We start from the raw sequence: 12,197 nt of genomic DNA on the forward strand, positions 1-12,197 counted from the left end.
ACCACCACGGGTTCCGACGCTTCATGCTCCGTGGGAAAGAAAAAGTAGCGATAGAATGGGGCTTACTTTCAATCGCACAAAACCTAAGAAAAAAAGCTGCCTAAAGGCCTTCTTTTCACTCGTTCTTAATCAATAATATTCGTTAGTTCGAAATCAACATCAAAAAACTACTTGAAATCGATTTATCCGCCGTAAAATAAAAAGACCGCATCATTTGATTTATGATACGGCCTCTTAATTATATCATTGTAGCCTGGTATTACGCTGTTAAATCTCAAATGAAAAATCCTCATCTGCCGATGCTTTGGCAACTTCCGGATTTTCGCCGTATTCATAGCGTTTTTCAACTACATCCTGGTTAGCCCTGATGTAATCAACTGTGTCTTTCAAACCTTCGGCAAATTTTTCAAAATCCTCTTTGTATAAAAAAATCTTGTGCTTAATAAACACACCATCCTCCAAACGCTTTTTGCTCTCTGTTATCGTAACATAGTAATCGTTTGAGCGGGTTGCTTTTACATCAAAAAAATACGTTCTCTTCCCGGCTCTCACCTTTTTAGAAAATACCTCTTCACGTTCTCTATTGTCAAAATCTCCCATAAATATCCCTGAAATTAGTTTTGGTTGGCATAAATATAAATAAAAATTCAAAGTGCAAGTATTTTATTCATTTTTATTGCAACTTTTAAAACAAAACAGCGTTTTTTTTGTGCGCAAGTTAAATTTATTATCGCTGCGAAACCTGGATATTAGTCGACCAGAGGAGTTAGGCGTTCTGTTCTTCTTCTAACAACTGCTTTTCATACAGTTCAAAATAGGTTCCTTTAAGCTGCATCAGGTATTCATGGTTGCCATGTTCCACAATTTCGCCATTATCCATCACCAGTATCTTATCGGCATTTTTTATGGTTGATATACGGTGCGCTATAATGATGCTGGTTTTACCCTGCATAACACGGCCAAGATTATTCAATATTTCCTCTTCGGTACGGGTATCAACAGCCGAAAGACAATCGTCAAATATCAATATCTGCGGGTGTTTAAATATGGCCCTGGCGATAGACACACGCTGTTTTTGCCCACCCGATAGGGTTACGCCACGTTCGCCAATTAAAGTGGAAAAGCCCTGCTCCAACTCGATAATGTTATTATAAACAGCGGCATCGCGGGCGGCTTGTTCTACCACCGGCAAATCAAGCACATCGGCACTAAAGGCTATATTATTGGCAATAGTATCGCTAAACAGGAAAACCTCCTGCGGCACAAAGCCAATTTGCGACCGATAGCCCTCCAGGTTAAGCTGTTGCAGGGGTATGTCGTCTGCCAAAACTTCGCCGCCGGTAGTATCGTACATGCGCATAACCAGGTTGGCAATGGTTGATTTGCCCGAGCCTGTGCGCCCAATAATGGCAACCATTTGCCCCGGATCAACTTTGAACGACACATTTTTTAAAGCCTGGATGCCGGTATCAGGATAAGTGAACGATACCTTATCAAATTCAAGTGCGCCTTTAATGGTATGTACCGGGGCTTTTGATGAAATGATCTCGGGCTGCTGATGCAAAAATTCATTGATCCGCTTTTGCGACGCGGCCGCCCGCTGCACCAGCGAAGTTACCCAACCCAGGGCAATCACCGGAAAATTGAGCATATTCAGGTATACAATAAACTCTGCTATATTGCCCGATGTAATGTTGCCTTTCATTACCTCTACCCCACCCACATACATGGTAATTACGTTACTCAGGCCAACCAGCAACAACATAATGGGGTAAAACATCGCCTGCACTTTGGCCAGTGCCATCGAGTGCATTTTATAATTTTCACTTTCGGCGGCAAACTTTTCCCGTACAAAAGCTTCTCTAACGTAGGATTTGATTACCCTGATACCCGAAAAATTCTCCTGCACAAAACTTGATAAACCCGACAGCCGTTCCTGGATCTGTTCGCTCCGGTAGTTAATTACGTTATTCACATAGTAAATGATCCCTGCTAATACAGGCAGCGGCAATACCGACCATACTGCCAGCCGCACATTTACAGTGAGCATAGCGTATATTACCATTACAAACAGCACCACAGTGTTGATGGTATACATAATGCCCGGCCCAAGGTACATACGCACCCGACTCACATCTTCGGTAACGCGGTTCATCAGGTCGCCGGTGTTGTGCCGGCGGTAGAAAGCCAGCGACAGGCGCTGATAGTGGCTATAAATTTCGTTCTTTAAATCATACTCGATATGCCTGGACATCAGGATGATGGTTTGGCGCATAAAAAAAAGGAATAAGCCCCTCAACAAGGCCAAGACCAGTACCAGCACGCCGAACAGCATCAGGCTGCTGCCAAAAATATCATATATCATGCCTTGGCGGTTAAAGCCGGCAAAAAGGTGGTAAGCGCCAATATTTTCGGTAACCAGGTCAAATGCTACACGGATAACCTGGGCCGGCAGTACACCAAAAATGTTGGATATAATTACAAACAACACGCCCGGGATTAGCCGCCAGCGGTATTTGTAAAAAAACTTATTGAGGTATGCGAGGTCTTTCATTTATGCTGACCAAAAGTATTAAAATTTGAGGGGATTGTTGGCGACCGAAAAGTAACATTGATGTAAGAAAACAACAGGTGAAAGGCGAAAGGTAAAAAAGGCATCACCGATTACCGGATTGCTTTTTTACCTTTGCGGCATGACAGAGCAGGAGTTGACAGCTTATTTTGAAACCGCAGATTTACCCCAAAGTTTAAGAATTGACCGGGCAACCACCCAACACGACGTTAAAGAAGCCGTGGCCCGCAACCTGGAAACCATGCGAACCGAAGTTAAACATAGCGGTGCCAGGCATCGCCTCATGCGCATCATCAACGCGCTTGAACATCCTTACGATGGGCCCGGAATTCCCCGCCCCTGGTAGCGTACACCGGTAGAGACAACGGCAGCTATTTGTTTCAAATACTGGCAGTTTTTTATCAATGCCCAACGCTTACCACGCGGCTCACTTTCCATTGGCCATCTTTTAACTGCCAAATGTGTACAAATTTCATAACGCCAATTACCGGCTTACCGTTTTCGGTATGCGTAAAACGGTGGGTTCCCATTTCAATAGCGCCGAAACCCGGCATAGGGTAAACCTCCAGGCTCTCGGGCAGCAGATCGCGACGCAGGTCGGCAGCTTGTTTGTTTTCAAAAATGCCTTTAAAGCCGGCGATGGTGGCATCATAACCGGTAACCCCTTTACCATCATTATAAAACTCCACATCGGCAGTAAATAAACCCTTCATCACATCCAATTGGCGGTTATTAAAGGCGTTAAACATTACACTATCCATGTGCGCTATGGTTTTAAACAGGGCTGCATCCTTTGGCTTAAAAACAGCGGTTTGGGCATTAACAGCAAAACCACTTGTAAGGGCAATAAACATTACCGAAAAACATATGCGGGAAAATAAACGGGGCGTTGTCATGATTAAAAGTATTAACTATACCGGATAGACGCACGTGGGCGGGCTGTAGTTACGGCTGAGCAAAAATATTTGCGGCGAAAGCCCGCACAGTTGAGGATTAAGTGTTTGGGTATTGGATTTTAGGGCTGCCGCTCCAACCTTGTAAACCGCAAAAAAATAATCGCCGTGTAAGTTATTGGCAGGCAACTCACGTAGGTTCAATTCATCCCGAAGTTTTTGTATTTTTAGCTTATGCCGATAGCGTATGTATCAAAGATGAACTTTCGCCGATTGTTTCACAAGCATGGACTATATCTGGCATGCGGACCACAAAGCTGGAGGCTTTGAAAAACACTTGTAGCGATGAGGAGGACAAAACTTATGTAGGCCTCAACCAGCCGTTGCCGGAAATCTTCAGTCGAACAATAAACAGTTAAACAACATGACAGACCAGCAATTCCAAATGGGAAGACTGATAATTAGCGTCCTTCTTCTAATGTTGAGTTCATGCACCGGAAAGAGTTCTCGCAGCACCGTCTATGTCAGCATTTACGCTAACAGCGATAAACGTGTTATTCTCACCTTCGACGGCAAGGTTATCTTTGACAGAAAAACTCCAACAAGTCAAAAGGTTGAGGTTGTTAGAGGTCCGATAATTATTGACAAGAAAGATATCGAAATCCACTATCTTGTTGACGAAAAGGATACTACAATTATGTATCGCCTGAAACCCAAAAATTACATCAACATTCTATACTCAGACTCAAGAAATGAGTTTCAGTTTGGAACAACTGACTCGGTAAGTTTTTTTAATTCACGAATAGATTAGCTTGTGGGTTATCCATAAAAAGGGCATCATGAAAAACTACATACCAAAACCAAAAAGCGACATCGAAGCTGTAAAAAAGTTAAAACTAATGCCATTTGAGGCAATACAAGCAGACGTTCCACAATTATTAGAAAGGATGCAAGATATGAATTGGGAAGTTGCCGGCGGAATAGCTGACTATTTTATCCCCTATATTGATTATATAACGCCCAATTTACTGAATATTTTGATGGGTAACGGTGATTAGTGGAAATATGAAATTTTAAATTCATTAATAGCCCGATCCTCAAATAGTCCCTCAGATGAATTAACGGTCGTAATTAATAGGATTGCTAACATTCCAACTAAAATAGAACAAGAAGAATATGTGGATACGATTGCAAAAGAAATAGTAGAGAAGTATTCATAGCAAGTATACTTTTCTACAACAGTCATTCACCTTGCAGCCAGTGTTTTCACCAAACCACCGCTTAAAATATACCCGTAAGCTATTTCAAAAATGAAGGTGGTAATTTTTTATGTGTATAGCGTTTTAATGATAGTGCCAATACTTTTTTCAATTTTAAATAAAACTTGAGTGGCATTAACCACAGGAAAAAAACCCCATCATGTGTACTTTCAGCATTCCTTAAAACAATTGATAATCAGCATTGTTATACCCAAAGAATAACCACATTGCAGTTAGGAATTGACCTTAAGGTTTACATAGCCAGAAGGTTAAACAATTGTTGTGGTTTTTTTGACCCTTGCCGCAAGGCAAGGGTTTTTTATTTATTCAACTTTATAAGTATAAACGCTGCGACCCACATTGCCGTTATCATCTACGCCTTCAATAATTACACGATAGTTGCCTTTGCCATCGGCATTGTAAAAATCAAATGAGGCGCTCCCATCTTTATCGGTAACAACGTCGGGGTTCCAATAAATGGTGACACGATCATCTGATTTATTGGCCTGCTTAACCGACCCGCCGTAAGCAGGCGAGTAAAACGTGCGGGCTTTGTAAAAACCTTTGGGAGCGTAAGTAATAAGCCCGGGCGATAGTTTTTTATTTACAACCTGGCTTTTACTCTTTTTTGTTGTTATTATTAACACCCCGTTTGATCCCTGGAAACCGTAAAGTGCGGCGTCGACATTTTTTAACATTTTAACGCTCTCTACATCAGACACATTTAAATCGGTAATGGATCCGCCTTGCATTCCATCTATAATTACCAGCATGGGGCCTGCTTCTGAAATCCCTACCCTTTCGCGCAAATAAGGCACGCCGTTGGTTAATGAAACTCCGGGCAGGCGCCCCTCCAGGCTACGCCCCAATCCGGATTGATCGGCAAAATCGGTAATAGTATTGGTGTGCGACTCTAAGTATTTATCTTTTACAATCACTTCCTTTAATAGTTTTCCGCTTGCATCGGCCATATAAACAGATGCCGGGCCAGGTTTGTCATCATTTTTTTCAATATCGCTGCCACCCATTAATTTGTTTTTTTCAGCCATCAGAACCAACTCCTTAGGCTGATCCATAATGATCTGCGTATTGTTTTTTCCCTCGGCGGTTTTTGCCTGGATTACAAAAGGAGTATTATCTGTGTAGGCCAGGTTGGGGAAGCTGAACCTGCCATTGGCATCGGTAACCTGCGTTAACATACTGCCTCCATTTTTTGCAAGCAACGTTACATTCCCATTAGCAACCGGCGTGCCGTTATTAGCTTTAACAGTGCCTGATATATCCAGTCCTCTTTCAACAGTATAGGCCGATGCCGTAGTCTCATCGTTGCCAAGCAATTGTTTCCACTCAAACCTGCGGTACCCCTGGGTAAGCATCAGCACATCCAAATCGGCGCGGGTATCATTGGTAACGCGGTTAAAATAATAATTGGGCTGCTCAACAAAACCTTTTAAATCAGATGTGAGCAGCAGGTTGGTTAAAATAGTAGTTTCGGCGCTTTCATCTATGGGTATTTTTGTGGCATCAACCACTGATGCAGAAAAATAACCAACAACCGGTTTATCGTCCTTTTTGGCATTCAGCGTAAGATGTACCTTTTCCCGGGTTGTGTATGATGATTTATTTACCGCCGTTTGCAAATTCATAAGATCATCGTTCTGAATAAATGAAAGCCGCTCGTTCATCGGTTCGCCGGTTTGCGAAAATAGTGTCACCCGTACGATACCCGTCTGAAAGTCTTTTTTACCCAGGTTAAGATCAAGCACCTGGCCATCTAAAGTTGTTTTTACCGATCGTACAGCCCCGCCGCCTGAATAAATGGCGATGCCAATTTCTTTGTTCTTATTGGCCAGGTAATAGGCCCGGTTGGCATTAATTTCAATTAATAGCTTATCGGGGTTGGTATTATTAACAAGCAGTGCCATACCCTTTTCGTCGGCCTTTGGCAAATCAACTGTGGCGTTGGTACCATCGCCATAGGTAAGTTTGGCTTTATAGGTTCTGCCTTCAACAGGGGTTATGTTAATAATACCCATCCCCAGGTGCCTGGTTTCAAATTTCGTTATTTCGGCATTCAGGTTATCTACAACCACGCCTTTAACACTGACCCCCATGCCGTTATGATCAATAGCCTTAAAAGCCAGTTTAGCCGGAATATCATTTACAAAGGTCCCTCCCTCCGGAAAAAACTGAATATCGTATTTATTGGCAATTTTAGTTTGCTGAGTTGATAGTGTACGCGTTGGCAATACCGGGCTATTAATTATAATTGGCTGGTCAAAAACGTTAGGGTCGGCGCTATTCATCATCCATTTGGTATAAGCCTTTATATGATAAAGGCCTTTTGGCAGGCTGTTTGGCAAAGCAAATTCGCCCCAGGCCAGCCCATTGTTAACCTGTAACGTTATATACTTCACCAAAGAGTCGTTGGGGTTCACCAGGTCGGCGTGCAATACGCCACTTAGTTTTGATAGCTGATGTTGCTCGCCAAATGTAAGATAGGCCTTAAAAAAGGCGGTATCACCGGCACTGTATGTCGTTCTGTCAAAGTGCAGGTAAACTTTTTCGGTAGCTTTTGTTGTCGATAAGGTTTGAAGGCGTGATACTATTCGGTCTAACGAAAGCGGTGCTTTTGCGTTTTGTGAAAACGCAGATGTACAAAAACATAAGGCGCAAAAAAGTGCAGGTACTATCTTTTTCATGCGGGAAGTGTTTAAAAAGAGGTGATTTAAATTGGTGATTAAATATACCTCAATTAACCGCACAAAACAAATAAAATAAGAGTCAAGAGCCAATAATCAAGATAAGCGCAAAATGCTCAAACCTAAATATTTTCTTCGCGGGCCAATGTTTTATTGAAATCGGATAATCTACGTGCCAATTTTTTTTTGATTCTTGCTTCTTGACTCTACTACTGTATTTCGGCATTTTCCTTTATCTCTTCCCAATATACAGTTTCCAGGTAAATACCATTTTGTATAGCCACACGGGCTTTAATATCCTGCAGTTGATTTTTGATCTCTGTGGCGTTGAGGTCGCTGCTTAGGGAGTGGTAATAAATTGCATAACCAGTTTTACTGTTTATGAATTTATAATGTTTATCAGCGGGTTTCATAACGGTTTACTTAATATTAATGTAATATGTATTATGGTGTTATTGTTTTAAAAAACAGTAAATGTTACATAGCATTTTTTACCGGTGAAATTTATTTAACGGCAAACTACAGCACCAATAATTTGATAACATTTAATTAACATTGGATTAACAATTCCGTGACCTATTGCTGCAAATTAATGGTTACATTTAGCCACGAAAATAAAAACAGCCAACATATACTAAACAGTTAGTATACACACTGTTAAATTGATTTTTACTTAAAAAGTATCATAAAAAATTTCAATAGATGTCGATATTCCCCAACTCAAACCAGGTTTTTTATGATTTATTTAACCGGGCGGTTGACAATGCCACTCAAATGGCAACCCTGCTTAATACCGCGGTGAACTCCACTGATACCTACGAGCAAAAATTTCAGTTTACACACATTGATAAGCTAAAAACAAAAAGTTACGAAATTACACACCAGGTATTTACCGAATCGGGGCGTACACTTATATCTCCTTTTCAGCGTAAAGATATGTGCGAACTTGCGGCGGCTATTGATGATGTGGCAGATAGCATAGCTATGGCATCGCGCAGGATAAACCTGTACGATGTGCCTAAAATAACCCCTCCTATTATCAACCTTGCTGATCTTATCCTGCAAACTACCCAGGCGCTTGAAAGTGCAGTTAAGGCTATGAATAACCTGGGTAATTCGGCGCATATTTTCGAAATTTGTAACAGCATTAAACAACTGGAATACCAGGCCGATACCGTTTACAATGAAGCATTTGCCGATTTACTGGCCAACGAAACCGACGCCATACAACTTATAAAATACACAGATGTATTTATGGCGATGGAAACAGCCACCGATAGCTGCGAAGATGCCACACTAATTATTGAAAGTATTTTGATAAAGAACGGCTAAAGGCTAAAGGCTAAAGGCTAAAGGCTAAAGGCTAAAGGCTAAAGGCTAAAGGCTAAAGGCTAAAGGCTAAAGGCTAAAGGCTAAAGGCTAAAGGCTAAAGGCTAAAGGCTAAAGGCTAAAGGCTAAAGGCTAAAGGCTAAAAAAAACGGCCCTTGATTTTAAAAAAAATCAAGGGCCGTTTTTTTGAAGAAGCTTTGGGCCTTAGGCTTTCAGCTTACTTCCCCTTATCAGCAGGCATATCATCTTGCTTGCCGCCGTTATCATCTTTCTCTCTTTCTTTCTTAAATTCAAGCTTGCCAAATTTATAGCTCAGGCTTATGCCGAATGATTGTACAGGTATGTACCTGATATTAGTTTGGTTAAAGCCGGCACCATATGTGGTGGAACTTTGGCTTACATATTTGGCAAACGGATTTGAAGCGGTAAGGCCAATGCTTGCCTTTTTGTTCATGAACATTTTACGCATGGCAAAGTTGTAAAACACAAATTTAGGCTGCGTTCCCTGGATGCTTCTTTGCGATGAATTATAGTTGCCAAAAAATTCGGCACTTAAATCATGACCAAAACTGTACTGTGCATTTAAATTTAAACGGTAAGTAAACCCGCTAACACTTGGGCTGCCCGGGTTATTGCTTGTACGTTCAGAAAATATCATGTTGGTGCGCAGGTTAAATGCTTTAGTAATAGGTACCGATGCGTAGATGTTAATACCCTCGCGCTCCTCGGAGCCAAGGTTATACCGTTTTGTTAATGATACATTGGTATACGTACTGCCATCAATTCTTAAAGTGTCATAAAAAGTAGTGAAGCGTTGCAGGTCATCTGTATTTTTGCGGTAAAACGCTGCTATATTGATGTTTGCACCGCCATCAAATGATTTGTTGTAACCCAATTCAAAGTTATCGCCACGCTCCGGTTTCAAGGTCGGATCGCCTGTGCTGATGTTGTGGGTATCGCTGATGTTAAGAAAAGGGTTCAGGTCGCCGTAATCAGGGCGCTCAATCCTGCGGGTATAGCTTAATTTAACTGATTGCGATTCGCTTATTTTGTGTGAGAACACCAATGATGGTACTAATATGTTGTAATTGGGGATATTGGTGTTCTTAAAGTCGGCAGTAGTTACCGTATATTCATCTCTTAACCCAGCCTTGATATCTAAAAAGTTATTGAATACCGAAGTAGTTAATGATAAATAATAAGCATAAATTTTACGATCATAGGTAAAACCATAGGTTTGGTTATAGTTGGGCACATTGGCGCCATTTAACAAAGTATCGGTAACTACATTGTTGTTAATGTGATTAAAATCAAGTTTACCACCTGTTTCAACGGTAAAATTTTTACTTAGCGGGTGTGTGTAATCAACCGAGATGTTGGTTTCCCTATCCTTACCCGGATTATTATTGGTAATACCGGTAGGTATGGTTCCGGCCTGTAAGTTCTGTAACAGTTGCGACGAACTAAAACTATTGTTACCAAAGCTTGATGAATACAATATATCAAGCTCCTGCCCTTCCTTCTCAAATGTTTTTTTGTAGGCCAGGCTCACATCTGTTGATGTACCGCTAAACTTACTGCTTGATGTGCGCAGGGTTTTAATATCAGAAAGTTCGATCCCGTTTGGGTCCACTTTATTTTCGTCCTGGTTGGTTAAGCCATTGCCATGGTTACCAAAATGGTTAAAACCTACAGATGCGGTAAGATCGTCGTGTTTGCTGATGTTCCAGGTAAAATTCAATCCCGATTGGTAACCGTTACGTTTAAAATTATTACTGCCTTGCTGAAAAAGAGTGGTAGTGTTTCCAAGTCCGTCTGTAGACGTACGGTTGCTGGTATTGGGTGCGTTGCTGTTTATCTGCGCATTACCGCTAAAAAACGCGTTTACGCCAAAATTCCCTTTACGCATGTTCAGGTTAAATGATCCGTTTTCGCGGCGGGTACCTGCCGATAGGTTTACGCTGCCGTTAATACCCTCAACCCGGCTATCCTTTAAAATAATATTAATGATACCACCTGTACCTGCGGCATCATATTTGGCACCGGGACTGGTAACCACCTCAATACTTTTGATTTGGCTGGCCGGAATACTGGCCAAAGCATCGGCCAGGCTGGCGCCAAATATGCTGGATGGTTTACCATTTATTAAAAACCGGATATTAGCATTACCCTGCAACTCTACATTACCATCAATATCAACAGTAATTTGTGGCACCTTTTTCAGGATATCTATAGCAACACCACCCTGTGCGCTCAGGTCGTTTTGGGGGTTGTATACCATTTTATCAATTTTATTTTGAACAGTGGGGGTAGTAGCTGTAATAGTTACATCTTTTAACTGGTGTGTATTTGGCGATAACAACACCTCGCCCAGGTTGGTGGTAGCGCCGGCCTTAACTATTACATGGTCAACCGTAGTACGCTGGTAGCCCAAAAAGTCGGCGGTAATCCGGTATTCGCCCGGCGGAATCTGGTCCACAGTAAAATTACCTTTCGGGTCGGTGCTGATGCCATTAAACGGGGCCGCTACACCTTGTTTATAAACAGATATGGTAGCATAGTCAACCGGTTGCTTTGTAGCGGCATCGGTAACTTTGCCGCTTATTTTGCCTTTGGGCGCAGGTGCTTGTGCCCAGGCGTTTATTGTAAACAGTACAAATAAAAGTAGTAGTATATATCTGGTCTTCATTATCTTGAAATCGCTCATTTGGGTGCGAATTTGAAGACAAACATTGGATAAATTCTGATTTGTTGTGTTATTGTTACAATAAGGTTAAAAATAGAATCAGGGAGTAAGAATCCGTAGGAAAGAGGCAAGAGGTTAGAATTAAGAGCCAAGGCAAAGCAATCTTATCTCTTGATTCTAACCTCTTGCCTTTCTTCTCAAAATATCAGCACCAAAGTACCTGCGATAATCAATAAGGCTCCTATCCCGTTCTTCAACGTCAAGGGCTCACCTAAAAATACCACTGCCAATACAATGGCCAGTGCCACGCTTAACTTATCAACCGGGGCTACCTGCGATACCTTGCCCAACTGTAAAGCCCTGAAATAGCAAATCCATGACAGACCGGTAGCGCAGCCCGACAGAATTAGGAACGTCCAGTTGGTTTTGGTTAAACCACTCATTCCCTGGTTACTGCCTTTAAACAACACAATAGCCCAGGCCAGTATCAAAATAACCACCGTACGAATGGCCGTTGCCAGGTCGGTATCTACTCCCTTAATGCCTATTTTGGCAAAAATTGCAGTTAACGCGGCAAACAATGCCGATAGTAGAGCGTAAATCCACCACATAGTTTTGGGTTTTAAGTTGTACGTTTTTGTAAATTATCAACAATTAAGTTGTACGTTGAAAGTTGTACGTTGTACGTTTTTGTAAATTATCAACAATTATTAAGCTAATTTGCTTGCTAAAGCTGTAGTAAATCTGGTCAAATCC

The 12,197-nt window shown here is 41.6% G+C and carries 11 protein-coding genes; 4 read left to right on the forward strand and 7 right to left on the reverse strand.

Going from position 1 to position 12,197, the window contains the following annotated elements:
* A partial coding sequence (locus AC1DU2_RS12650) for a transposase (protein ID WP_477384900.1) occupies positions 1-104 on the forward strand: 104 nt, incomplete at its 5' end.
* Positions 105-267: 163 nt separating this feature from the next.
* Here the strand turns inward: AC1DU2_RS12650 and AC1DU2_RS12655 are convergent.
* Together AC1DU2_RS12655 and AC1DU2_RS12660 are read right to left on the reverse strand one after the other, a co-directional pair.
* Entirely contained in the window at positions 268-600 is a 333-nt protein-coding gene (locus tag AC1DU2_RS12655) for a DUF3276 family protein (RefSeq protein WP_147057824.1), read from the reverse strand.
* 166 nt (positions 601-766) lie between these two features.
* Complete coding sequence (locus AC1DU2_RS12660) at positions 767-2,554, reverse strand: ABC transporter ATP-binding protein (protein WP_477384794.1); 1,788 nt, start codon at positions 2,552-2,554, stop codon at positions 767-769.
* A gap of 139 nt (positions 2,555-2,693) precedes the next feature.
* Here AC1DU2_RS12660 and AC1DU2_RS12665 point away from each other — a divergent pair, with 139 nt between their 5' ends.
* Positions 2,694-2,918 (forward strand): DUF6965 family protein, encoded by a 225-nt coding sequence (locus tag AC1DU2_RS12665; RefSeq protein ID WP_477357241.1) that lies wholly within the window; start codon positions 2,694-2,696, stop codon positions 2,916-2,918.
* 55 nt (positions 2,919-2,973) lie between these two features.
* Here the strand turns inward: AC1DU2_RS12665 and AC1DU2_RS12670 are convergent, their stop codons facing one another.
* A complete protein-coding gene (locus AC1DU2_RS12670; RefSeq protein WP_477384795.1) occupies positions 2,974-3,468 on the reverse strand; it encodes a nuclear transport factor 2 family protein in 495 nt (164 codons plus the stop codon).
* An 836-nt stretch (positions 3,469-4,304) separates the two neighbouring features.
* Between AC1DU2_RS12670 and AC1DU2_RS12675 the strand changes: the two genes are divergently transcribed.
* Positions 4,305-4,523, forward strand: a complete 219-nt coding sequence (locus AC1DU2_RS12675; RefSeq protein ID WP_477357244.1) for a DUF5071 domain-containing protein — start codon at positions 4,305-4,307, stop codon at positions 4,521-4,523.
* 524 nt (positions 4,524-5,047) lie between these two features.
* Here the strand turns inward: AC1DU2_RS12675 and AC1DU2_RS12680 are convergent.
* Positions 5,048-7,426, reverse strand: a complete 2,379-nt coding sequence (locus AC1DU2_RS12680) for a carboxypeptidase regulatory-like domain-containing protein (protein WP_477384796.1) — start codon at positions 7,424-7,426, stop codon at positions 5,048-5,050.
* 209 nt (positions 7,427-7,635) lie between these two features.
* Positions 7,636-7,839 carry a hypothetical protein gene (locus tag AC1DU2_RS12685; RefSeq protein WP_147058944.1) on the reverse strand — a complete coding sequence of 68 codons (204 nt, stop codon included), beginning with the start codon at positions 7,837-7,839 and terminating at the stop codon, positions 7,636-7,638.
* 289 nt (positions 7,840-8,128) lie between these two features.
* Between AC1DU2_RS12685 and AC1DU2_RS12690 the strand changes: the two genes are divergently transcribed.
* On the forward strand, positions 8,129-8,758 hold the full coding sequence (locus AC1DU2_RS12690) for a DUF47 domain-containing protein (protein WP_274208577.1): 630 nt from the start codon (positions 8,129-8,131) through the stop codon (positions 8,756-8,758).
* 214 nt (positions 8,759-8,972) lie between these two features.
* On the opposite strand, the gene AC1DU2_RS12695 is transcribed toward AC1DU2_RS12690, so the two are convergent.
* Both AC1DU2_RS12695 and AC1DU2_RS12700 read right to left on the reverse strand, forming a co-directional pair.
* Positions 8,973-11,444, reverse strand: coding sequence for a TonB-dependent receptor (locus AC1DU2_RS12695; RefSeq protein WP_477384797.1), 2,472 nt, complete (start codon positions 11,442-11,444; stop codon positions 8,973-8,975).
* A 194-nt stretch (positions 11,445-11,638) separates the two neighbouring features.
* A complete protein-coding gene (locus AC1DU2_RS12700; RefSeq protein ID WP_477357661.1) occupies positions 11,639-12,052 on the reverse strand; it encodes an EamA family transporter in 414 nt (137 codons plus the stop codon).
* Positions 12,053-12,197 lie beyond the last annotated feature (145 nt).

Source organism: Mucilaginibacter sp. P4_C11 (assembly GCF_056402115.1).

Excerpts from the sequence above, each read along its gene's own strand:
- AC1DU2_RS12655 (WP_147057824.1), bottom strand. The coding sequence starts at position 600 with ATGGGAGATTTTGACAATAGAGAACGTGAAGAGGTATTTTCTAAAAAG.
- AC1DU2_RS12700 (WP_477357661.1), bottom strand. The coding sequence starts at position 12,052 with ATGTGGTGGATTTACGCTCTACTATCGGCATTGTTTGCCGCGTTAACT.
- AC1DU2_RS12660 (WP_477384794.1), bottom strand. The coding sequence starts at position 2,554 with ATGAAAGACCTCGCATACCTCAATAAGTTTTTTTACAAATACCGCTGG.
- AC1DU2_RS12675 (WP_477357244.1), top strand. The coding sequence starts at position 4,305 with ATGAAAAACTACATACCAAAACCAAAAAGCGACATCGAAGCTGTAAAA.
- AC1DU2_RS12665 (WP_477357241.1), top strand. The coding sequence starts at position 2,694 with ATGACAGAGCAGGAGTTGACAGCTTATTTTGAAACCGCAGATTTACCC.
- AC1DU2_RS12685 (WP_147058944.1), bottom strand. The coding sequence starts at position 7,839 with ATGAAACCCGCTGATAAACATTATAAATTCATAAACAGTAAAACTGGT.
- AC1DU2_RS12670 (WP_477384795.1), bottom strand. The coding sequence starts at position 3,468 with ATGACAACGCCCCGTTTATTTTCCCGCATATGTTTTTCGGTAATGTTT.
- AC1DU2_RS12680 (WP_477384796.1), bottom strand. The coding sequence starts at position 7,426 with ATGAAAAAGATAGTACCTGCACTTTTTTGCGCCTTATGTTTTTGTACA.
- AC1DU2_RS12690 (WP_274208577.1), top strand. The coding sequence starts at position 8,129 with ATGTCGATATTCCCCAACTCAAACCAGGTTTTTTATGATTTATTTAAC.
- AC1DU2_RS12695 (WP_477384797.1), bottom strand. The coding sequence starts at position 11,444 with ATGAAGACCAGATATATACTACTACTTTTATTTGTACTGTTTACAATA.